The organism is uncultured Paraglaciecola sp., from assembly GCF_913058035.1.
GTDB lineage: Bacteria > Pseudomonadota > Gammaproteobacteria > Enterobacterales > Alteromonadaceae > Paraglaciecola.
In genome coordinates this window covers 22,599-45,698 of the sequence record NZ_CAJXPA010000013.1, presented here as the reverse complement: position 1 = coordinate 45,698, position 23,100 = coordinate 22,599, and the positions used below count along the sequence as shown (strand labels likewise).

The 23,100-nt window shown below is 38.2% G+C and carries 23 protein-coding genes and 1 pseudogene; 6 read left to right on the top strand and 18 right to left on the bottom strand.

Annotated features, from left to right (window positions below; genetic code table 11):
• Window positions 1-325: pseudogene (locus QZ562_RS03450) on the bottom strand (serine endoprotease DegQ); the annotation flags it as partial.
• A 64-nt stretch (window positions 326-389) separates the two neighbouring features.
• Window positions 390-824, bottom strand: a complete 435-nt coding sequence (locus QZ562_RS03445; protein WP_293756937.1) for a DUF1043 family protein — start codon at window positions 822-824, stop codon at window positions 390-392.
• Window positions 825-1,008: 184 nt separating this feature from the next.
• Here QZ562_RS03445 and zapE point away from each other — a divergent pair, with 184 nt between their 5' ends.
• Window positions 1,009-2,115 (top strand): cell division protein ZapE, encoded by a 1,107-nt coding sequence (gene zapE, locus QZ562_RS03440; protein WP_293756935.1) that lies wholly within the window; start codon window positions 1,009-1,011, stop codon window positions 2,113-2,115.
• 111 nt (window positions 2,116-2,226) lie between these two features.
• Window positions 2,227-2,952, top strand: coding sequence for a YebC/PmpR family DNA-binding transcriptional regulator (locus QZ562_RS03435; RefSeq protein ID WP_293756933.1), 726 nt, complete (start codon window positions 2,227-2,229; stop codon window positions 2,950-2,952).
• Window positions 2,953-3,327: 375 nt separating this feature from the next.
• Here QZ562_RS03435 and QZ562_RS03430 read toward each other — a convergent pair whose 3' ends face one another.
• From QZ562_RS03430 to QZ562_RS03415, 4 genes are all read right to left on the bottom strand, one after another.
• Window positions 3,328-4,341: a 5'-methylthioadenosine/S-adenosylhomocysteine nucleosidase gene (locus QZ562_RS03430; protein WP_293756931.1), complete on the bottom strand. Its 1,014-nt coding sequence runs from the start codon at window positions 4,339-4,341 to the stop codon at window positions 3,328-3,330.
• Between the two features lie 182 nt (window positions 4,342-4,523).
• Window positions 4,524-5,078: a GTP cyclohydrolase I FolE gene (gene folE / locus QZ562_RS03425; protein ID WP_293756929.1), complete on the bottom strand. Its 555-nt coding sequence runs from the start codon at window positions 5,076-5,078 to the stop codon at window positions 4,524-4,526.
• A gap of 354 nt (window positions 5,079-5,432) precedes the next feature.
• A complete protein-coding gene (locus QZ562_RS03420) occupies window positions 5,433-5,861 on the bottom strand; it encodes a CopD family protein (RefSeq protein ID WP_293756927.1) in 429 nt (142 codons plus the stop codon).
• A gap of 8 nt (window positions 5,862-5,869) precedes the next feature.
• The gene (locus QZ562_RS03415; protein ID WP_293756939.1) at window positions 5,870-7,567 is read right to left on the bottom strand and encodes a chloride channel protein; all 1,698 of its coding nucleotides are present in this window, start codon (window positions 7,565-7,567) and stop codon (window positions 5,870-5,872) included.
• A 185-nt stretch (window positions 7,568-7,752) separates the two neighbouring features.
• On the opposite strand from QZ562_RS03415, the gene QZ562_RS03410 reads away from it, so the two are divergent.
• Window positions 7,753-8,457 (top strand): DUF6776 family protein, encoded by a 705-nt coding sequence (locus QZ562_RS03410; RefSeq protein WP_293756925.1) that lies wholly within the window; start codon window positions 7,753-7,755, stop codon window positions 8,455-8,457.
• Window positions 8,458-8,568: 111 nt separating this feature from the next.
• A complete protein-coding gene (gene erpA / locus QZ562_RS03405) occupies window positions 8,569-8,913 on the top strand; it encodes an iron-sulfur cluster insertion protein ErpA (RefSeq protein WP_293756923.1) in 345 nt (114 codons plus the stop codon).
• A 69-nt stretch (window positions 8,914-8,982) separates the two neighbouring features.
• Here erpA and QZ562_RS03400 read toward each other — a convergent pair whose 3' ends face one another.
• The 8 genes from QZ562_RS03400 to rpe form a co-directional block, all read right to left on the bottom strand.
• Complete coding sequence (locus tag QZ562_RS03400; protein WP_293756921.1) at window positions 8,983-9,801, bottom strand: DUF1338 domain-containing protein; 819 nt, start codon at window positions 9,799-9,801, stop codon at window positions 8,983-8,985.
• Window positions 9,802-9,825: 24 nt separating this feature from the next.
• Window positions 9,826-11,298, bottom strand: coding sequence for a succinylglutamate-semialdehyde dehydrogenase (gene astD, locus QZ562_RS03395; RefSeq protein ID WP_293756919.1), 1,473 nt, complete (start codon window positions 11,296-11,298; stop codon window positions 9,826-9,828).
• A 2-nt stretch (window positions 11,299-11,300) separates the two neighbouring features.
• Complete coding sequence (astA, locus tag QZ562_RS03390) at window positions 11,301-12,329, bottom strand: arginine N-succinyltransferase (protein ID WP_293756917.1); 1,029 nt, start codon at window positions 12,327-12,329, stop codon at window positions 11,301-11,303.
• 6 nt (window positions 12,330-12,335) lie between these two features.
• Entirely contained in the window at window positions 12,336-13,541 is a 1,206-nt protein-coding gene (locus QZ562_RS03385) for an aspartate aminotransferase family protein (protein WP_293756915.1), read from the bottom strand.
• Between the two features lie 266 nt (window positions 13,542-13,807).
• Window positions 13,808-14,971: an HDOD domain-containing protein gene (locus tag QZ562_RS03380; RefSeq protein ID WP_293756913.1), complete on the bottom strand. Its 1,164-nt coding sequence runs from the start codon at window positions 14,969-14,971 to the stop codon at window positions 13,808-13,810.
• A gap of 103 nt (window positions 14,972-15,074) precedes the next feature.
• Window positions 15,075-15,686, bottom strand: a complete 612-nt coding sequence (locus tag QZ562_RS03375) for an aminodeoxychorismate/anthranilate synthase component II (RefSeq protein ID WP_293756911.1) — start codon at window positions 15,684-15,686, stop codon at window positions 15,075-15,077.
• A gap of 24 nt (window positions 15,687-15,710) precedes the next feature.
• Window positions 15,711-16,715 carry a tryptophan--tRNA ligase gene (trpS, locus tag QZ562_RS03370; RefSeq protein ID WP_293756909.1) on the bottom strand — a complete coding sequence of 335 codons (1,005 nt, stop codon included), beginning with the start codon at window positions 16,713-16,715 and terminating at the stop codon, window positions 15,711-15,713.
• 36 nt (window positions 16,716-16,751) lie between these two features.
• Window positions 16,752-17,423, bottom strand: a complete 672-nt coding sequence (gene rpe, locus QZ562_RS03365) for a ribulose-phosphate 3-epimerase (RefSeq protein ID WP_293756907.1) — start codon at window positions 17,421-17,423, stop codon at window positions 16,752-16,754.
• 339 nt (window positions 17,424-17,762) lie between these two features.
• Between rpe and QZ562_RS03360 the strand changes: the two genes are divergently transcribed.
• Window positions 17,763-18,404, top strand: a complete 642-nt coding sequence (locus QZ562_RS03360) for a TorF family putative porin (RefSeq protein ID WP_293756905.1) — start codon at window positions 17,763-17,765, stop codon at window positions 18,402-18,404.
• Window positions 18,405-18,562: 158 nt separating this feature from the next.
• A complete protein-coding gene (locus QZ562_RS03355) occupies window positions 18,563-18,889 on the top strand; it encodes a hypothetical protein (RefSeq protein ID WP_293756903.1) in 327 nt (108 codons plus the stop codon).
• A gap of 22 nt (window positions 18,890-18,911) precedes the next feature.
• Here QZ562_RS03355 and QZ562_RS03350 read toward each other — a convergent pair whose 3' ends face one another.
• From QZ562_RS03350 to aroK, 4 genes are all read right to left on the bottom strand, one after another.
• Entirely contained in the window at window positions 18,912-19,757 is an 846-nt protein-coding gene (locus QZ562_RS03350) for a Dam family site-specific DNA-(adenine-N6)-methyltransferase (RefSeq protein WP_293756900.1), read from the bottom strand.
• Window positions 19,758-19,818: 61 nt separating this feature from the next.
• Window positions 19,819-21,273: a DamX protein gene (locus QZ562_RS03345; protein WP_293756897.1), complete on the bottom strand. Its 1,455-nt coding sequence runs from the start codon at window positions 21,271-21,273 to the stop codon at window positions 19,819-19,821.
• Window positions 21,274-21,346: 73 nt separating this feature from the next.
• Window positions 21,347-22,414 carry a 3-dehydroquinate synthase gene (gene aroB, locus QZ562_RS03340; protein WP_293756895.1) on the bottom strand — a complete coding sequence of 356 codons (1,068 nt, stop codon included), beginning with the start codon at window positions 22,412-22,414 and terminating at the stop codon, window positions 21,347-21,349.
• A 39-nt stretch (window positions 22,415-22,453) separates the two neighbouring features.
• Window positions 22,454-22,969, bottom strand: a complete 516-nt coding sequence (gene aroK / locus QZ562_RS03335; RefSeq protein WP_293756892.1) for a shikimate kinase AroK — start codon at window positions 22,967-22,969, stop codon at window positions 22,454-22,456.
• Window positions 22,970-23,100: the final 131 nt, after the last annotated feature.

Sequence of the window (23,100 nt, the reverse complement as noted above, 5' to 3'; positions counted from 1 at the left end):
GATTATTTGTTACCACGTAGCCTTGTTCGGCATCGATGATGACACCGGAACCTAACCCTTTAAAAGGTCTTTCTTGTAATTGCTCGTCTGAACCACCAAAAAAATGTTTAAACATTTCGGGCACACGTTGCCGAGAAACCTGGGTACCTTCAACGGATATGCTGACAATTGCAGGCGTGGCTTGGTCTAACATGGGGGCGAGACTGGGTATCTCATTTTTATCAGTTGAAAAAAATGGTAATGCACCGTGAGACACTAAATTGACCGACATGCTCGCAGCAATTATACAAAAAGACCCAACAAAACGTTTTACTACTTTATTCATCGATTATCATCTCCAACATCTAAATTAAACAGTATAAGGAGTGTCATTGGCACGAAAAAGTTCCTTATTTGGTTTCTTTAACCGGTGATTTTTCAGTGCCTGAAAACAACCCTGAGCTTTGTGAAGAAAAATCTAGAGGTTGTGTACCTGAACTAGTTTTTTCACGGGTTGGTTTTGTGCTTTTATTTCGTAAATAAGCTGTAGTATGCTCCCCAAAGTAGTTCATAGAAGCTTCTGGTCCAGCCTGTTGGCTGATAAGTAATTGCTCAAAATCTTCAATCCGCTGTTTTAATGAAGCTGATTGGGTGATCAAGTTGTCAGCAATTTGTCTAGTTTCTTGTACATGATTTACAGCTTGCTGGTTCATTAATTCTTGAATAGTTTGCTTACTTGCCGCCTTATCCAATGTGCTGCGTTCTTTACGATTGGAAAATTTGGTAACAAAAAAACCGATAATCCCACCAACAAGCAATAACAATAGTCCTAATAACCAATCCATAATCATCTCCATTTTTCTACTTATTTCAGCTCACATGACTATCTACTATTTAATGAATTGTAGATTAATGTCCATGAGCAGTTACATAATATTTGTTATTATACGCTCAGCATTTTTAATGCGGTCATTTTATTTGTATTCAAGTGTTAAAAACACTCAATAGCGAAAGGAAAAAAACCAAAGAATGATTGAGTTCACGCCATGGCAAAAATATCAGGAAGATCTCCAAGATCCTTTATTCCAATATGATACTTCACAAGAAAATGCAGTAAAAGAACTGCAACGTTTATACGATGAGCTCATTCATCCTGAAAAAAAACGTACTTGGCGAGTGAAGTTACAGAGCAAGTTTGGCAAAGGTATGAGTAAACCTTCAATTCAAGGTTTATATTTTTGGGGAGGTGTAGGACGCGGCAAGACCTATTTGGTTGATACATTTTATGAATGTCTGCCTTTTAAAAGGAAGATGCGCATTCACTTTCATCGTTTTATGCACAGAGTTCATCAAGAGATGAAAACATTAGAAGGTCAGGTGGATCCATTAAAAATAATTGGAAAGACATTCGCCAAAGAAACTAAAGTGATATGTTTTGATGAGTTTTTTGTCTCTGACATAACAGATGCTATGATTTTAGGTACGTTGATGGAAGAGCTTTTTAGCCATGGTATCGTGTTAGTCGCTACCTCGAATATAGTGCCGAACAACTTATATCGAAATGGTCTGCAGCGAGCAAGATTTCTGCCAGCGATTGAATTGATTAACCAAAATACACGTATTGTGAACGTGGATAGTGGGATAGATTATCGACTGCGTACTTTAGAACAGGCAGAAATTTTTCATTATCCATTAGATAAACAAGCTAACCAAAATTTACATAAATATTTTAAACAGTTGGCCCCTGAACTCGGAACTATTGATCAAGAGATTGAAATCGCAGGTCGTACCATTCCGACAATGCATTTTGCCGACGGTGTTGTTATGTTTGATTTTCGAGCCGTTTGTGATGGCCCTCGTAGCCAAACAGATTATATGGAAATAAGCCGCCTGTATCACACCGTATTAATTGCTAACGTAAAACAAATGGGACAAACAACAGACGATATTGCCAGGCGTTTTATCGCTATGGTGGATGAGTTTTATGAGCGTAATGTTAAATTAATTATGTCAGCTGAGGTGTCTATGGAGACACTTTACTCAACAGGCCAACTTAATTTTGAATTTAGACGCTGCTTAAGTAGACTTAATGAGATGCAGTCTCATGCTTATCTTGCATCGCAGCATGTTCCTTAGTAAAAGGATAAGTTGTCGAATGGGTTTTGTTATCTGAATTGAATATCTGTAAAATACTGATATTAATCTAATCGGGCTGTGACTCGACATTATTAGAAAGAGAATAAATAAATGGGTAGAAAATTTGAAGTGCGTAAAATCTCTATGGCTAAGACTGCTGGAGCGAAAACAAAAGTCTATTCCAAGTACGGCAAAGAAATTTATGTTTGTGCTAAAAATGGTGGAATAGATCCTCAGGCAAATTTATCTCTTCGCCGATTAATTGAAAAAGCTAAAAAAGATCAAGTGCCTAGCCATGTTATTGATAAAGCTATGGATAAAGCAGCAGGTGGAGCGGGTGAAGATTATGTCCCTGCTCGTTATGAAGGTTTTGGTCCTGGAGGGTGTATGGTGATTGTTGATTGTTTAACTGACAACAACAATCGAACTATTACTGATGTGCGAAATTGTTTTACTAAAACCGGTGCAAAATTAGGTGTTGAAGGTTCAGTAGGTCATGTGTTTGATCATCAAGCAGTATTTGCCTTCAAAGGTGACGATGAAGATGCAGTACTTGAAACGTTGATGGAAGCGGATGTAGATGTCACAGAAGTAGAATGCGAAGAAGGAGTTGTCACTGTTTATGCGCCTCACACAGAATATAACAATGCACGCACTGCGCTTACCGATGACAGTCCTAATATTGAATTTGAAGCAGAAGAAATAACTTTTATCCCACAAACAGAGTCTGTCGTTAGCGGCGATGATGTTGCCACTTTTGACAAATTTATGGATATGTTAGAAGACTGCGATGATGTGCAACACGTTTATCATAATGCAGTGGTGAATAGAGTCTGACTTTTGAACGGATGTGCCTTCAAATGTATACCCAAAGCCTTCATTTTTGAAGGCTTTGGGTATGAAGAACTGCGATCGAATGAGGTGAAATATTGAACTGAATAAATAAGCGGGTCAGGCTCAATAAATATTAATCATGTCTAAATGAATTTTACAGCCAATCTTGATTCAATAGTGATTCTTTATTTTATCTGCTTTCTTTGACATACTTTTATATTATGTGAACCAGTTTTATAGGTGAAATCTATTAATCAGTCTAAACGTGTTTTGTAGTCAATCTGACTTAGGTTTTTAGGAATATAAACTATTTTTTATCCACCTTAAATTAGAAATTTTATGCTATGTGTGGCAATTATTCTATTGAAGCTGAAACAATTAATCTTCTAATTTAACAATCTGATCAAGTAAACTAATCATTAACTTTGTTCCTGTACCAGATGCAATACCATCAAATACATTTTCAACATTCTTGCCATGTTGCCCGCCCGCTAAATCACTGATCGAACGGATAATCACCCAATCTACATCGTTAACAAAACATATTTGCCCTACAGCAGCAGATTCCATTTCAGTTACTTGGGCGTTGTACACTCGTTGTAACCAATTACGATACTCAGCGTTATCAAGAAACACTGAGCCTGTTACACCATTACCACCAATTTTGATTTGAATCGGTTTACCTGAAGGCATATTAATTGGACTCACCGCTTTCACTGCTTTTTTGGCTAGCTCAATTAATTCTGGTGTGACTGTGAAATAAGGCATATTTCTTGGCTTATCCCAACCCTGTTTAATTATCTCCATTTCTTCTGGATGAATATAACCGAAGTTTTCATAAGCAGGGGCGTGAGGATCTTGTTCGCGCCTTTCTTTGTATCTTTCAAGTGCATTTTCATAATAATCAGGTAAAACAAAACTACCATCTTTTTCTGGATCAGGATTCACATAAACGGATTCATCATGAAAGTACCAACGCTCTGGTACAGAAATATCACCAGGTTGAAAATCAGGATTGACGGCCCCCGCAATACCCATCATCACAACTCGGTCAATGGGAAAATAGTCCAACGCCATCTGCATAGTCATCGCTGCATTAGGTACACTTATACCAGTAGTAAATATCACCACAGGCTCTCCTTTGTAAGAACCCAGTTGATATTTGACTCCTTTGATAGTCAGAGTTTGATCGATTTGAGCATCAGGAAGTTGACCAAATGCTTGATTAATGGCTTTGATTTCTGGGGCATAAGCAGCAACAATCGCAGTCCACTTATTTTTATCTGAAAATGCTTTTGGCCCATAAGCGCTAATATCTTTTGCAAATGAGCTGTTTGCATTTAATAAGAAGCTAGAAATAACAAGAAAATAGATGCTGGTTTTATTTAACATAATAACATTACTCATATATAAAATGTATTTTGCACTATAGAAGTGCAAAATAATTGCGAAAAATGGCCAGTTCGGAATTATTTACCGGAGTTGCACCAACTTAGTGAGACTTTTTATCTCAGGCATCCAGTTATGGGAAATTTATGCCATTAGTTGTATTAGTACACTTACTCGCTAAATAATTATTTACCTATTAAGCGTAGAAACTCGTTTCTGGTTGCATCAGACGTGCGCATAGAGCCCAGCATTACTGAGGTGATCATCGATGCGTTTTGCTTTTGAACACCACGCATCATCATGCACATGTGTTTACCCTCCATTATAACGCCTACACCTGAAGCTCCCGTTACTTTTTGCACTGCATCGGCAATTTGTTTAGTTAAGCCTTCTTGGATTTGTAAACGTCTTGCATACATATCTACAATTCGGGCAAACTTTGATAGTCCCAATACTTTACCATTAGGTAGGTATGCAATATGACAACGACCTATAAAGGGTAAAATGTGATGTTCGCACAACGAATAGAACTCAATGTCCTGGATTATGACCATTTCATCAGTATCTGCTTTGAAAATAGCTCCGTTTACAACACCATCTAAATCTTTTTGATAACCATCAGTTAAAAATTGCATGGCTTTGGCCGCGCGTTTTGGTGTATCGACCAGTCCACCACGACTCACGTCTTCCCCTATGATTGAAAGAATATCTGTGTAGTGACCGGCTAATTTATCTGACATGTATTTTGACTCTTCGAAAAATAGTATGAATTGAATATGAGCATATGAAATTGAGGTAACTCATTATTAATTGTTAATGATAACATTTTCTTAGGATAGGATTAAATACTGCCATCATATTTATGTATGTTGAATAAATAACTGATTTGAAGTTTTTTGTTTTTTATTGTAGCGATAGTCGAATGTCTAGTATGTGGTAACTTAGGGAAGTCTTAGCTTCCTAATAGGCTTGAGCGTAATTTTTAGAGCTTGGTTATTGTTTAAATACTGAATGAGCCTGTTCTGCTAGTAGTTAAGCTTTGTTGGTTGACATCCATGTCGATTTTCTTGAGTTTTATTGAGCATAGTGCCTGCTCAAAAATATTTTACAGTCGCTAAGACAATAATAGCTAAAACAAGAAGAACGGGCGCTTCATTTAAGAAACGGTAGAAGCGTGATGAGTGAGTATTCTGATCTCTAGCAAATTTGCCTACTAGTATAAATAAGTAAAAGTGGTAGACATACAAAATCATGACTAAGGTGAGTTTAATATGCAGCCATTTGGAAGCAACAAACCATTCCATTCCATATAAGCCTATCAACCACACACCGAAAACTAAGGTTAATAAGGCAAAAGGTGTAACAAAGTACCATAACCGCCTCTCCATGATCTTAAACTGATCTTTAACTGCTTGGACATCTGTTTGGGCGTGATAAACCATTATCCTAGGCAAATAAAATAAGCCTGACATCCAAGCAACCATAAAAAAAACATGTAATGCTTTTATCCAAAGTAAGGTCATTGTGTTTCCTAGTAGCTTGCTTTATGCAGGTGATACCTGAGTGTTTTCCAAGTAATAACACCTACGATTTCTTCTGCTGTGGTCGAAAATACATACACAGCACCGTGTCTGTTGACTTCAAGTAAGCTGTACACTTCAGCTAGAGTAGCTTGAAAATTGATCCCTTGCATTGGAATAAAGGTTAAACACATTGCGCCATCGTCTTTTTGTTTTTCATATTCAACTAAGGAATATTCAGAGGCCCCATTTATATCAAGTGAATACCGGACTACAGCAATATCTTGCTCTCTATTTGTGGTACTTATCAATTGTTCGTTATTGTAAAAAAACTCACTATGTTGATTAAGTAGCCTGAATTCTTTGTTCATTACGGCTAGCACGCCAGTTTTTTGCAGTGATTCCATTACAGATGAAATAGTATAGGGTAATTTTTGATAATCTAATTGCTGTGTGAAAATAGAACTGTTGCCTAAAAACTGTGTGGAAGTCACATAAGCAGGCACAATCACTAGAATAGTGGGTAGGATCATCTCCGGGCTATAGGATAATTCCATAACGGCTGATAAGGCCGCTAGTGGTGCATGAATAACTGCGGTCATCAGCCCGGCCATTCCTAACAGCGAAAAACTGCCATTTAAATCACTGACATCGTCTAAAAAGAAACCCAGTGGAAAAGCAAGTACCACACCACTTAGCATCCCAATAACGAATACTGGTCCTATTATACCACCAGGTATACCGAGGCCAATAGCAACAATAGTCAATAAAAATTTTGCTGCTACCACTCCGATAAGTAGCTGGATATTTCCATCTTGTGCGATTAAAACGTGTGCAGAATGAAAGTGTGCACCTAGTGCATCTGGTAATAAATATCCTACTGCGCCGGTAATTAGTCCTGCAATCAATAATCGACGTGCCATATTGATATGGCTAAAACTGCGGATCACCAACATTAAAGTCTTATTAAATAAAGTGGCTAAACACCCGAGTAGGATACCAAATATAATTAAGTATATGTATATCCAGCGGCTAAAATCATGGAATTGAATAAAAGACAGTTCTTGCGTTTCACCAAAAACAATACGTGTCAATACTGTGCCACAAGCAGCAGCAAGCATAACAGGAATAAAAATATGAATTTTGTATTCTCGTAGTACTACTTCCATAACAAAAATTACGGCTGCAAAAGGTGTATTGAATGAAGCAGAAATACCGGCTGCAATACCACATCCAGACAATATACGAATACTATTGTGTGGAAATTTCAACCATTGGCCAAAGAAACTGCTGCCGAATGCCCCTAAGTGCACGGATGGACCTTCTCTGCCTACCGAAAAACCACACACTAGTGCTAAAGTGCCACCAAAAAATTGGTTAATGGCTGTCCTAAACGGAATGTGTCCATAATAATGTTTGATTCTATGGATGACAAAAGGAATGCCCATACGATAATGTTTAAATCCTGTCAGATAAGCGATTAACGCTATCGCTAATGCACCTGCGCAAGGAAGAATAAAACGCTTATAGGGTTCTAGAGCGCCGAATTCATTTATCTTTGGTAAGAATAATCCTTGTAGCCATTCAGCACTTAAGCGAAATAAAATAATTAAGGAAGCAGCACAAATTCCACCCACAATGCCAATGATACACAGCTGAATAGATGTGCGTGGTGTGGCAAGTTCTTGTCTAAAAGCGTTGAGGTTCACAATTAAAAATGGACTGATAACTGGCAATTGCTTCAGTTTATCACAAGCTATTGTATCTTATAGAGTTAATCTTTTTAGAGTATTCAAAAGGCTGAATATTTGATAAATCATACAATTATTTTAAATAACTAAATGATAATATATAACTTTATTGAGAACATTTTGTAGCTTTTAAAGGGCATAAATTGATTATTTCTGATCTAAAAAATAAATTTGGTGCATTTCAGTCTTATATCATTCTAATTGCGATGATTACTGCCATTTTGTATCTAGGCTTTTTTTTGGGTAATTCACATTTCACCCAACAAAAAATGACAATATCAACCCATGAAGAAAGTATTCAAAATCTTAAGTTAGAAAATGAGCAATTGACTAAAAATTTAAATATCTTAGGGGTTGAACTTGAGATTGCAAAACTGACTCAACAGCAACATTTTGTTGAAACTGGCAAAAGTATTGATGTTGAAAAGGGCTTACGTACCCAGCTCGCCTTTTATCAACAAGTGATGGCACCAGAATTGGATGAACAAGGCTTTCTGATTGAGGGTTTTAATCTAAAACCTGCATTGAGTGAGCATTCTTTTCGATTTGAACTTGTTTTGATGCAACAAAATAAGACCAAGAATACTCTTAGAGGGAATTTAAAGGTTAACTTAATAGGTAGTGAAAAAGGTAAAGCTAAGCAATACTCGATCAATGATTTGTTATCTGATCAAGAACAAAAAAGTCTAACCTTTGGTTTTAAATATTTTCAAGTGATTGAGGGTGAAATCAGATTGCCAGAAGATTTTCAGCCAGAAAAAGTATCTGTGCATGCCACTATTTTTCAGTTTAAACGTAAAAAAGGTGAGTTAACCACTGTATTTGATTGGGTGATTAACCATAACTAAGGCAAGTATGACTGAGTCAGCATTAATTAGTCTTAGTGAATACTTGACCATATTAGTCAGGTACTAGATAATCGGTTTCGTTAAAGTTATTACATTTTTACGAGGCAAGTTATGACAGTGCAAATTGCATTACCTATTGAATTTTCTGATGCCGCAGCTAGAAAAGTTAAGACTTTGGTGGATGAAGAAGAAAATCCAAATTTAAAACTACGGGTTTATGTAACCGGTGGTGGCTGTTCTGGTTTCCAATATGGATTTACCTTTGATGAAAAGGTTAATGAAGGCGACGCTACTATAGACAAAAACGAAGTGACGTTGGTAGTCGATCCTATGAGCCTGCAATATTTAGTCGGTGGCGTAGTGGATTATACAGAAGGATTGGAGGGTTCTCGCTTTTTAGTGACTAATCCTAATGCAACCACCACATGCGGTTGTGGTGCTTCATTTACTGTCTAGTTTCGACTTTTATATCATTAACAAAAAAGCCAGCTTCAACAGCTGGCTTTTTTTTGTGAGTATTAAAATTTAATTATGAGTGCTTTCAAATATTTTATTTGCAGAAGCAGCTACAAAACCTTGGTATAGATTTCCAGACCCCATTGGGTATCGTTGTGCAAATTCATAAAAACAGCTAGGTATTGTTTTCTTTCCATTGGTGAATTTAACTTCTATTTTGTCTGCCATAGTCGATGACTGAGCCAATAGTACCTCTGGACCACCCTTAATTTCACCGCCTGAAGAATTTAAAACAAATCCTGACTCTTTGAGTAAGGTATTCATTTGTTCCAGTGAGTTAAAGTGCTGCATGTGATTTAAACTAACTGTGAAGTGATTGGCTCTAAACCCCCAAACTGACATCCAAGCAGCATATTCAGAATGTGCGACTAACGTGTCATATTCCTGGGTATTGATTTGCCAATGTGTTCCTGAATACAAAAAATTGTCTTTTAAAGACTGGTCATCAGCGATGTTATCAACCATTTTTAAGATAATTTTTTGTACATCAACAGGCATTTCTTCAATAAGTAGTTCACTAATGAACACTTTGGGGTGCATATCGCTGGCATGCTCAAAGTGTTTGGCGCGCAGCTTTTTTTCAGTAAAGTCATATTGACCTTGTTCTGTGTAGCCTAACGCTAGAAAGTGTGACGCAAGTTTATCTAAGTTAATTTTTTCTATATTAAAGGTGCGCAATGCAATATGGTCATTGACCAACTTGGTACTTTTATCTGAATGCCCAGACTCAAACTCTTCTAACAAATCGTGTACTTTTTTTGCAGAAGGCGTAATGGCCAAATAGTCTTGCCATAAATGGCTAAACAAGCTATCTATTTTGTTATGCATAGCACTTATACCCTCGTTTTATCATTAAATACTTAATCCTGGGCTCAATGTATCAGGTAATGTCATTTTTTCTAGTTCTACAGAAGCAACAGGGTAAGCACAGTAGTCAGCTGCATAGTAAGCACTTGCTCTGTGATTACCACTATCACCAATTCCACCAAAAGGTGCTGCACCACTGGCGCCAGTAATTGGCCTATTCCAGTTGACTATACCAGCACGAATACGCTGATAAAAGTGTTGGTAATCTGCTGGGTTATCAGCTAATAGACCAGCAGATAAACCGAAACTTGTATTGTTGGCTTCATCTATGGCTTGATCAAAATCAATATAACGAATGACTTTAAGTAAAGGACCAAAATGTTCTTCATCTGGCATATCATTTAGGATGTCAGTTACGTCAATAATACCAGGACTAACAAATCCAGACTCAGTATCTAGGTGTTTAAGCTCGACTAATGGCTTCGCACCCAGTGTGACTAGCTGTTGTTGTGCTTTGACCATCAAAGACGCTGCATGTTGAGAAACCATTGCGCCCATAAAAGGTTGTGCCTCAGCATCGTACATACCAACTTGAATATTATTAGTTGCTTCAATCAATTTGTTAATAATAATATCACCAGCCTCACCTTGTTGAATAAACAAACGGCGGGCGCAAGTGCAGCGTTGACCAGAAGTGACAAATGCAGACTGAATAATATCGTGCACCACTGCTTTGGTATCTGCTGCATCTTTGACTATTAGTGGATTATTCCCCCCCATTTCTAAAGCTAAGATTTTGCCGGGGTGACCAGCAAACTGTTCGTGCAACAATCTTCCAGTACGCGAGCTGCCGGTAAAAAATAAGCCATCTAATCCACTATGAGAAGCAAGTGCTTTACCTGTTTCAACTTCACCTTGAACCATGTTTAATACACCAGCAGGTAAGCCTGCTTGCTGCCATAACTCTAAAGTTTTTTCTGCTACGACCGGCGTAAGATCACTTGGCTTAAATACAATAGTATTTCCGGCTAGTAGCGCAGGAACGATATGTCCGTTTGGTAAGTGTCCAGGAAAGTTGTATGGTCCAAATACTGCCACTACACCATGGGGTTTGTGTCGAATAAATGCTTTGCCTAATGGCATGGGGTTCTCAACTGTCCCCGTTCTTTCATGGTAAGCTTTCTCAGATAAGGTGATTTTACCTATCATAGCGCCCACTTCAGTTGTCGTTTCCCACAAAGGTTTACCAGTTTCTTGTGCGATAGTTAAAGCAAGTGCTTGTTTATTTTGCTCAAGTAACGCTGCAAATTTTTTCACATAAGCCAATCTTTCGTTAAACGTTAGATTACTCCAAGCAACAAAAGCCAAACGGGCGGCGTTGACAGCTGAACTAACTTGTTCTTGAGAGGCTGATTTAGCCTGCCAAATAATACTTTTTTTTGCAGGATCTATTGATTGTATGTCGTGTCCAAGACCCGCAAGCCAGTCGCCTGCAATAAAATGTGTTTGTTTATTCATAGTTATGTCCTGAAATGAGTTGGAGCAAAGCGAATGTTGTCGCCATCGCTCACTCCGAGTGCATCGGCGGCTTGTTGGCCGATAGTCGCGTGCTCAGTATCGATGACGAGTGTTGTGCACACTCCACGAAAGTCGTGTACTTTAGTATTGATGACAAAAAAAGTTGGCTGATCGTCATCTATCTTAGAAGTCACTTTAATCTGCTTTTTTACACTAGCTTGCGCACTACGAATATGTTTTAAATTTGCCTCAACGGTAGGACCCGCATCGAAAATATCCACGTAACCTCTGCAACTAAAGCCTTCTTTTTCGAGGAGTTGCAATGCTGGTCTGGTTTTATCGTGTACCTGACCAATCACTGCCTGGGCTTGTTTGCTTAACAAGCTTACATAAATTGGATATTTTGGCATAAGCTCAGCAATGAACTGCTTTTGACCAATTCCGGTGAGATAGTCAGCCGTAGGGAAATCCATAGAAAAGAAATGTTCTTCTAACCATTGCCAAAAAGGTGATTGACCTTTTTCGTCGTTGATGCCGCGCATTTCAGCGATAATAGTTTCAGCAAAACGCTGCCTATGTTCCATCATAAACAGAAAACGAAATTTGGATAATAACCTTCCGTTTGATCCTTCTCTGGCACCTTGTCGCAAAAATAATGTGCATATCTCAGATACACCCGTGTAATCGTTGCACAAGGTGAGTATATCGACATTGTTGTAAATTTTTAATTCACGAGATGCATGCACCACTTTACTTAAATGATAATGATAAAATGCGTCATCTAGACCAACGCCAGCTACAATACCACTAGTACCGACAACGTCTTGTGTTTCTTGGTCTTGCATTACAAACAGATAGCTCTCATCTGCAGGTTCAGCTACATCTTTTGCGAAGGCTTGTATTGACTTCTCAATTTTACTTTTAAGTAAAACTTCGTTTACTGGTAACGAAGTGAAACCGACCCCAGACTCCTGGGCAATTTCATACAGCGACAAATAATCGTCACGCTGGATTGGTCGAATGATTTTCATATTTGATTACCCGTTGACAACTTTAGCCACTGCTCGTTCAAAACGGGCAAGACCTTCGTGAATATCATCATCAGGAATAATCAAAGACGGAGCAAAACGAACAACATTAGCACCTGCGATTAAACACATAAGATGCTCTTGTGCAGCAGCAACTAAAAATTCACGAGCACGGCCAGCGAAGTCTTCATTTAATGCAGCTCCTAGCAATAGGCCCTTACCGCGGATTTCTGCAAAACAATGGTATTGTTCATTAATTTTTTCTAACCCTTTACGAAAAAGCTGTTCTTTATGCTTAACACCATTCAATACTTCTGGCGTATTAACTATATCCAAAACTTTTTCGGCTACCGCACAGCCCAGTGGATTACCACCATAAGTGCTGCCATGCGTACCAACTTTTAAATGTTCTGCAATTTTAGTCGTTGTTATCATGGCGCCAATTGGGAAGCCGCCACCTAATGCCTTCGCTGTTGTGAGTATATCTGGAACTACGCCAAGCCCCATGTAAGCATAGAGCTCTCCTGTGCGACCGACACCAGATTGTACTTCATCAAAAATAAGTATTGCGTTGTGCTTATCACACAAAGCACGTACACCTTTGACAAATTCAATAGTAGGACTGATTATGCCGCCTTCACCTTGTAGTGGTTCCATCATTACTGCACAGGTGTTATCAGATATTAAGGCTTCGAAACTGGCTAAATCATTATAATCTGCATGTTCGATAGCACCTGGCTTAGGACCAAAACCATCAGAATAAGCTGTTTGTCCACCCACTGTGACGGTAAAAAACGTACGGCCATGAAAGCCTTGCTTGAAAGATATTATCTGGTCTTTCTGCTCGCTATAATGGTCAAGGGCAAAACGACGAGCTAATTTTAATGCAGCTTCGTTGGCTTCAGCACCAGAATTAGCAAAATAAACCTTTTCACCGAATGTGGCATCGGTTAGCTTTTTAGCTAAGCGAAGAGCTGGCTCATTGGTTAATACATTGCTCAAATGCCAAAGTTTTTCGCCTTGTTCTGTTAGGGCAGATACAAGCTCGGGATGACAATGGCCTAGTACGTTAACCGCAATTCCTCCAGCAAAATCGATGTATTCGGTACCTGCTTGATCCCACAATCGAGAGCCTAATCCTTTTACTGGAATTATTGCTGCTGGATTGTAGTTAGGAACCATTACTTCATTGAACAAGTCGCGAGTTACATTCATAATATTGCCTTACTAGTGTCATATTCTGGTTTAAAAAGAGGACTATTATGTCAGAAGGTTTAACACTTGTCTTCATACATGTTGCAGGCAAAGCTACGTTTTTAAAGGGGTTCACTTAGTTTTGCATGAATAGTGAATAACTATCTAGCTGGTAACGAACTAGTTTTTAGCGTTAGTGTCATGTAAGCCAATACTATGAGCTTGTATTCAGAACTTTTTCTATTTTCTACTGTTTTTGAGGTGTTGCATGAATATGCTTAAAAAAATTAATCGTTAATCATTCTTAGGTCAAGTGAGCGTATATCTGTTGCTTTAAGTAACTCTAAAGCTCCTGCAGGCATACCTAATGTACGTATAAATGCCTTAGACTGCTCTACATCGATTAACTTGTACCTTTTTAGTATGCGGTATTGGGCATAAGCTTTGCCTTGCTTTAATACTAAGGCCAGCGGGGATATGTCTGCGGCGGGCTTATTATTGGCCACTTCAAACATTGCATTGGCAATAAAAACCCTCTTCATAGCCATCTTATCAATCAATCTAGCACTGACACCTAATGCGTATTTATCAATCAAGTGGTTGAGAAATGGACCTGATGGTGTAATTCTGGTTAGAGCAGCATGTTCTTCATGCTTTTGTGAATCTTGAGTTTCCACCAAAGCTTCTCGCAACACGGTCTCGAAAAGCCTAAAGTACAATTTTGACACCACCACTTTGCCCATCGCTTGTATCATGCCCAGACAAAATGCGTGATTTTGATTGACGCCTACCAAAGACGCTATTTGTTTGCAGGAAATAGCGACTGCTAAAGCGTCTTCCCAAATCCTTAACTTTATCATTGGGTAAGGTTCGGTGATTTGAGGCAACGAACGTTTGAAAGCTAGGGATGTAAGCACAATAATTAAATTTTCTATGCCAAAAAAATTAAGACCGACTCGCATCGTCTCAACCAATACAACCTTGCCTTTGTTGTCAACACGTTGATACTTAGATTGATTAACAAACTTCATTAAATCACTGAAAAGCCAAGGTAACTCACTGGCAACTGGTTCAATTTTAGAAATAGTGGCTACTTTTAGGCCTACTAAATCAAGTAAATTAGGAAGGGATGAGTCTATTCCCATGATTTTTTTGTACAAGTAATCTGTATCTTTAAGACTCTCCTCAAGTCGTTTTTCGACTTCAGTATCAACCTGTTTGGTTATGGTGTTAAGAAAACTCAGGTCAGATTTACTATTTAAGTCTTTTTCTCGGATTGCTTGTTTTTCAACGTGCAGTAATGATCTTGCTGTTTTGCTTTGTTCAATTTCGATAACGCTCAGTACAGGCTTGCCTTCATTAAACGCGCTTTCTTGTGCTGTTTTTATATCTAAAAATAGTGCTTCATAGCGCTGTTTAATTAGGCCTTCTACGTCTTTGTGCGTATTCATTAATTATTATATTCTTATGTAATTGCTTTTTTGAAAGTAGTTATCTAAGTAAGATAACAATTAATTTAATATAACTATATTTTTTCAACACGACAGGGTGTTTCTAGCTGTTTAGAAAATTATTAAGTATGAGATGACCAAACTCAGTTAATAAGGATTCTGGGTGAAACTGAACGCCGTAAATGGGTAATGTTTTATGTTCAATAGCCATTACCTCAGTTTTATTTGACCTATTTTGGCATAAATCGTTATTTTTGACATTAACACCGTTGCTACACCAAGCTGTTATTTTAAAGTCATCGGGGATACTCATATTATCTATCACTAATGAATGATAACGAGTGGCAGCGAACGGTATAGGAACATTTTTAAACAAAGCGGAGTGAGAATGGAAAATTTGTGAGGTTTTCCCATGTCTTATTTGTTGGGCCTTAACAATCTTTGCTCCAAATACTTGACCTATAGCTTGGTGACCTAGACAAACACCTAATATCGGTATTAGGCCAGCGAATACTTTAATTGCTTCAAGTGTTACCCCCGAACTATCAGGTGTGCAGGGGCCAGGTGAAAAAACCAAATAATCGGGGCAAAAAGTACGTATTCGCACACAATCAATTTCATCATTGCGCACCACAACAACTTCCTGACCAAGCTCTTCAAAATAATGAGCCAAGTTGTGGGTAAATGAATCATAGTTATCTATTAATAAAAGCATCGTTGCGCTTAACCAATGAAAAATTTAAGGGCGTTTAACAAAGCCTACCGCTTCATATGCTTTTGCAAGTGTTACTGAAGCGCGTTGACTGGCTTTTTCTGAGCCTTCATGCATTATTCTGTTCAGCTCGGTTTGGTCATCTCTGAGGGCATGATACTTAACCTGAATGGGCTCAATTAATGCCACTATTGCATCGGCTACATCTGATTTTAAATGACCGTACATTTTATCATCATAACTAGGAACGAGTTTTTCGATCGCGGTTCCCGTTGCACATGACAGTAAGCTCAATAAATTGGATACGCCTGGCTTCTCTGCTGTATCAAAGTAAATACGAGCTTGGTCGTCTGAATCTGTCACTGCGCGCTTAATTTTCTTAGATATTTTTTTGGGATCTTCCAATAGGCCTATAAAATTGTTGACGTTGTCGTCTGACTTAGACATCTTTTTTGTTGGATCTTGCAAACTCATTACCCGGGCACCAAATTCAGGAATATAAGGATCGGGTATGCTAAATATCTCGCCATATACGTTGTTGAAACGTGTTGCAATATCTCGAGCTAGTTCTAAATGCTGCTTTTGGTCTTCACCTACAGGTACTTGGTTAGCTTGATATAATAAAATATCAGCGGCCATTAATACTGGATAAGAATATAAACCTGCATTAATGTTAGATACATTTTTTGCTGACTTATCTTTAAACTGGGTCATGCGATTAAGTTCACCCATTTGGGTGTAACAGTTCATTAACCAAGCTAATTGAGCGTGTTCAGGTACATGAGACTGCATAAAAACTGTGCTTTTAGCTGGGTCAATCCCACAAGCAATGTATAATGCCAATCCATCCAAACAAGCTTGATGCAAAATCTTTGGATTTTGTCTTACAGTGATCGCATGTAAATCAACCAACATGTATAAACAGTCATGATCATCTTGCATATTGACCCACTGACGAAGTGCGCCCATATAATTGCCAATGGTGAGTTGACCCGAAGGTTGGCAACCGCTAAGTACAATTGGTTTTGTCATGTTGATTTGTTCTACTTATATAATGTTAAAAAAGAATTAATTGGCTAAGGCAAGCTCAGAACGCATCTGCTGGATCACATTGTGATAGTTTGCTTGGCCGAATATAGCGGAGCCAGCAACAAACATGTCAGCACCTGCTTCAGCGATGGCGCGAATGTTATCGACTTTTACGCCGCCGTCAATTTCTAATCGAATATCTAAACCAGATTGGTCAATTAATGCACGAATGATTTTTAATTTATCTAAACTTTGTGGAATAAAAGATTGACCACCAAAACCTGGGTTAACAGACATTAGTAAAATATGATGCAATTTATGCATTACGTGGTCGAGATGTTGTAAAGGAGTAGCAGGATTAAACACCAGACCAGGCTTGCAACCAGAATCAATGATGAGCTGTAAACTTCTATCTACATGAAGTGTTGCTTCGGGGTGAAAGCTAATATAGCTTGCGCCAGCGTCAGCGAATTGCTTTATCATATCGTCCACAGGTTGCACCATAAGATGTACATCAATATCAGCCGTTACTCCATGTTTTCGTAATGCGTTACAAATTAGCGGGCCGATTGTCAAATTTGGGACATAGTGATTATCCATTACATCAAAATGTACGACATCTGCGCCAGCAGCCAATATGTTGTCCACTTCCTCACCTAATTTGGTAAAGTTGGCGGATAATATTGAAGGAGCGATTAAGTATGGTTTCATATATTACCTTGCTAGCAAAATCGATACTTTACAGAAAAATCCCAAAAGACAAAAGCGTCCTGTTTGCACTAGTTCATAATAACCTTGCACCAATAATGACAAATTGTACTTTTATGGTGCATATTGTAAACTAAATTTCTTTAAGGGGGTGTTGTTTAAGACGATTTATATTATGAAATATCCAACGAAAACAGAGAGATAAACACTTTTTTAGGAGGGCTATATTGTTAGTTGCATTTAGGCATTAGTTTTGCGTTGCAGAGTCTATTAGAATAAAAACAAATTGTTATAAACAAAATTTAATAACTAAAATTATATAATTACAATCGGAGTAAATACATGAAAACTTTAAAAATTACCGTCTTAGCCGCCGCTATTTTAGCTGCATCTAGTGTTAGTCAAGTGGCAACGGCTGAAGGTAGCGTTAGTTCAAATGTCGGATATGTCTCTGAGTATCACTTTCGTGGTATTCAACAAACGTCTAGTGGTTCTGCAAGTGTAGGCTTAGATTATGGAAATGGCGGTTTTTATGTAGGTACCTGGGCTGCCGATGTAGCTGATGGCTTAGAAATCGACGTTTACGCAGGCTATGGTTTTGAATTTGATAGCGGTTTAGCTTTGAGCGCAGGACTGACTACATACCAATACACAGGAGATTTTGACAGTGCATACAATGAGATAAACTTAAATGCTGGATTCGGTATGTTCAGTCTAGAGTATTCTGTAGGTACGCAGGACGGAGATGATGATTTGGAAATTGTAGAAGCCGATTACACGTTCACCGGCATCTCTATTGAAAGTAATGGTTTTTCAGGCACTGTTGGTCTTTGGGGTGATGAGTTTGACGGTGAATATTTTGAAGTAGCATACGGTACCGAGATTGGTGGTTTCGATGTAGGTGTTGGAGTCATATTTAGTGGTTCTGATCTTGATGACGATGAAGCCATGTATTTTTCTTTTAGCAAATCATTTGATTTATAAAACTAGTTAATTTGAGAAATATAAAAAAGGCACAATTATTGTGCCTTTTTTATATCTAAAGATTAACGACAAAGTCTATAACATATGAGTTGAAGTGCAGTTGTTGCAAACTAAATTAGAGGTATAGTATAAGTAATTACCTCGAAGCTGGAAACACCATGAACAGGAAGTCAAAATTGTTATTTACCCAAACTGGAATAACGTTAGCTTGTATGGCAGCAGTTGTAATATTAAGTTTTCCTCAAATTTCATTAGACGATAAAAGTGCTTTCTGCGGAGATACAGAAACTACAGTCATTGACCATGAATTACCTGTTAGCCATCCTGCAAATAGATGCGCTAATGAAGGTCAAACACAAGGCGTAAGCTGGTCTGAGTGGTTTACCGGAAGATCTAGCTCCTACCAGTTCCACTTTATTGATTTACTTGAATTGTTATCACGCTCAGGAAACAGCGAAGCAGAAAATCCAGCCAAGACAAGATAGTAATTCTACACTTCAAATCAAACTATTGGACCTGAAATAAGGCCAACAGCTCAGCAACTTTTATTCTAGTACTGCCATTTTGGCTGATGAAACGACTAACTTGAAGTTCAGTCATATCAGCACCTTGATAAATATCCCTAGTAAACTCTGTGTCGTGGTTACTAACCAACACTGGAATATTGCGTTTGTAACCAGTGCGACGGGCCAATGATGCTAGTTTAATTTGGTTATCTAACGTAAATCCACCAGCAGCATAGCTATTAAACATAGCGGTTTTGCTGATAGGTGCATACGGAGGGTCACAATAAATCACTGAGTTTTTTCGAGCTCTGGCGAAGACTTTCTCAAAAGAATCGCAGGTAAAAGTGGCTAACTGAGATTTCTCTGCAAAGTACACTAGTTCCTTTTCTGGAAAATAAGGAGCTTTGTACCTGCCAAAAGGCACATTAAATTTTCCACTATTATTATAGCGGCATAACCCATTGTAACCATGCCTGTTTAAGTAAAGGAAGAAAATAGCCCTTTCATAGATATCTTCACTGTCATTAAACTCTTGTCTTATTTGGTAATAACGTTGCTCTTCATTAAAAGCGGGTGTGAAAAACTTAGCACTGTCTGTTATGTAATCGCTAGATTGATGTTTGACAATATTATATAAATTAATCAAGTCAGCGTTTATATCGTTGAGTAGATATTTAGAATAATTGGTATTGAGAAATACTGAACCTGCACCAACAAATGGCTCAATGAGTTTTTTGGCTTGTGGAAGCTTAGCGGTTATGTCTTCAATAAGACTGAATTTACCGCCAGCCCATTTTAAAAAAGCTCTATTTTTTTTATCTTTTGTCACTGCCAATGTTTCAACCAAGTCAAAGCCGCAAATTTGTCTGGCAGGATTGTAACGGCACTAGGTAGAAACAACAAATAGCTTAAGGCACAGAAATGCTTATTTCTTGTTTGACTTGGGAAACACGCTTAACAAAAGGTGTATTTCTTAACATGCTGTCCGCTAGGTTGATTATTTCTGCTCTAGCAAGATCTATTGAAGAAAAATGTTGGTTTTTCAACAACACATACCAATCTCCACCGTAACGTTGAGTTTTATATAACCATAGTTGTTGGCCAAGCTGCTCATCTCTAATGTAATCTTGCAAGATATTCACATTAGCCATTGCAGCTATTTGAATTAGAAAATTTTCAGAAGGTAGTGCCAACAACATTTCAGGCACAGGATAAAGGACATCATCAGTTAAAACTTGTTCAATATTACTCAACTGTAATTCTGTTTTTTTGACTATGGGATCAAACTTAACCTTATCTTCGATTCGATAATCATTAACAGTGTTTGTCTCATCTGCAGACACAACAGCTATAATAGAGGGGTCTGGTTCTGAAGATAGTTTTGTTTGTTCATCATTATTACTGGTTTGTAAAAGAACGTTGTTTGAATACTCTTTAATTTTAGCACTTGCCGTTTTCCAGTCAGTAACCAGTATATCTTTGGTGTTCACTTGTTTAACGATAGGTGAATTAGTCGATGTATCGAGTTTTCTAATAATTTGAGGTTCGGGCTGAGTCATTATTTCGGATGGTAGCTTTTCTAATTCTGTCATATCAGAGAGTTTGACAGGTTGTTCTTGGGTAAAAATCTGGGCGTTAACAAAGGATATGACTACACTAACCTTCTCTGAATATTGCCAGCCTAATATTCCAGTAAAAGTGATTAAAAAAACCAATCCAAATAAAGTCGCTACCCACCATTTTTTATAAATAGGCTGAGAAACAGCAGACTGGTAATGACGATCCTGTATACGTTGAGCAAACTTTTTTCGTTTATCTTGAATTAGTGATTCTAAATCAGAAAATTCATTATCATTGATGTGTTGGATGTCGTTTTGACTATTTAACACTATAGGTTGACCTTTGGATTTAGCTCCTAAGCCTGATTTAGTCATTTGTGCCCAATCAGAAAGCCCCATTAACAATACATTAAGATGCTGTTTGTTGTTGGCAAAGCGGCTTTGTAAGACCAAGTCCCATAATTCTTTAACAAGCTTATTAGGCAACTTTTCAGCTTGAAAAACGCTGATCAAAATTGGACCATTATGCTCGTTTAACTTAGCTAGCAGTTGATTGAGAGGCCGATTAAAATCTGCCTCTTGGTTTTGGCTGATGAGTTGTCGAAATAATTTTTCTCGATAATTAGCCAAAGGAGTTAACTCATTTGCAGTGAGTAAAGCTAAGTCAGCGTGTTCACTTTGCTGAGCAATAAAGCTTTCAATGACTTTGGATTGCAGTTGAATCTTGTCGCTGCAAACAAACACAAGTTGTGAAGAATAACTGATTAAATAGTCTAATCGGTCGTTAAGTTCTGAGACAGCCATTTGCATATACCTAGGTGGAGATACGTATTACATCTGTGCATAAAACATAGATATAACAAGTAAAAATCTAATCCTAAGAAAGAACGGCGCGTAACACCTCTTCAGATACTTCATTTGTGACCACCGCTTTGCCAATTCCCTTCGGTATAACAAAAAACAACTGACCAGCTTGCACTTTTTTATCGTGTCGCATATGTCGAATAAAGCTGTCATATGCCATATCAACAGGTGCAACTGTAGGTAAATCAAATGCTTGTAGCAGGGATTCGATGCGACTGAATTCTGACGCTTCGAGCCAATTCATCTTAGTTGCTACTGCACAAGCAAGAACGATGCCTGCTGAGACGGCTTCGCCGTGTAACCAGTTTCCATAACCTTTTTCAGCTTCAATGGCATGGCCAAATGTGTGACCTAAATTGAGTAATGCTCTCAAGCCAGATTCCCTTTCATCAATAGCCACTATTTCTGCTTTTATTTCACAACAGCGAGCAATCATGTATTGCAGTGCTGTTAGTTCTTGATGCTTGATAGCATGCTGGTTTTCCTCCAACCATCCAAAAAAGTCTGAGTCGTAAATCACACCATATTTAATTACTTCAGCCATTCCCGCTGCAAATTCACGTTTAGGCAAACTGCTTAAACTATTGGTATCGATTAAAACAGCTTTTGGTTGGTAAAACGCACCAATCATATTTTTGCCTAAAGGGTGATTCACTGCTGTTTTTCCACCAACTGATGAATCAACTTGTGACAATAAGCTAGTAGGGATCTGAATGAAGGGCACACCACGCTGAAAACTTGCAGCAACAAAACCAGTTAAGTCACCTATAACTCCACCACCTAATGCAATTAAAGTTGTATCGCGACCAGCAGACATCCCTAACAGCTCTGAAATAACCATTTCAAAGCTCTTCAAATTTTTGTATTGTTCGCCATCAGGCACGATAATTTTATTAACTTCAAAGCCAGCTAAGGCCTCATTGACAATAGAAAAGTAGAGCGGATCGACTACGTCATTGGTTACCACTACTACTTTATTTGTAGTGAGGTGTTTGCTTAGAACTGCAGGATTTTTAAGAAGATTGGCTTGAATCAATATAGGGTAGCTACGCTCACCCAACTCAACTGTTAGTGTCGCCATATTTAGCTAGCCCTATAATTGTTACATAAGAAAAAAGATTTACAAACCTATCTTAACGATGATCTGGTTCGCAACAGCACGGGCACTTTGGTCGTCGGTATCGACAATATAATCAGCTGCATCTTCATATAACGGATTACGTTCATCTGCTAAGTTACGCAACACTGTCTCAGGATCGTCTTTCTGTAACAAGGGACGACGCTTGTCACGCTGAGTTCTAGCGACTTGTTTATCAATAGTAGTTTGTAAATATACCACTATGCCTCGTGCTGATAACCTATTTCTAACATTTTTGCTGACTACAGAACCACCGCCCGTTGCCAAAACAATGCCTTGTTTATCAGTTAAGTCGTTAATGATGTTTTCTTCACGCAGACGGAAGCCTTCTTCTCCTTCAAGATCAAATATCCAAGCGATATCTGCGCCAGAGCGTTTCTCAATCTCTTGATCAGAATCAAAAAATTCTAGATGAAGTTCGTCTGCAAGGTGTCTACCAATAGTGCTTTTACCAGCACCCATCGGGCCTATAAGGAATATATTACGTTTTTCAGCCATTTTTGCTTATTTCACAACTATGTTTAAGGGGTAGAAAGTTCTGTTCGGCTACCCTTTTATGGATTAACCAGACCTCGTCGAAAATTTCGAGATGATGATTATCTCAGTTTTACGGTGAAATTTGCAAGCTT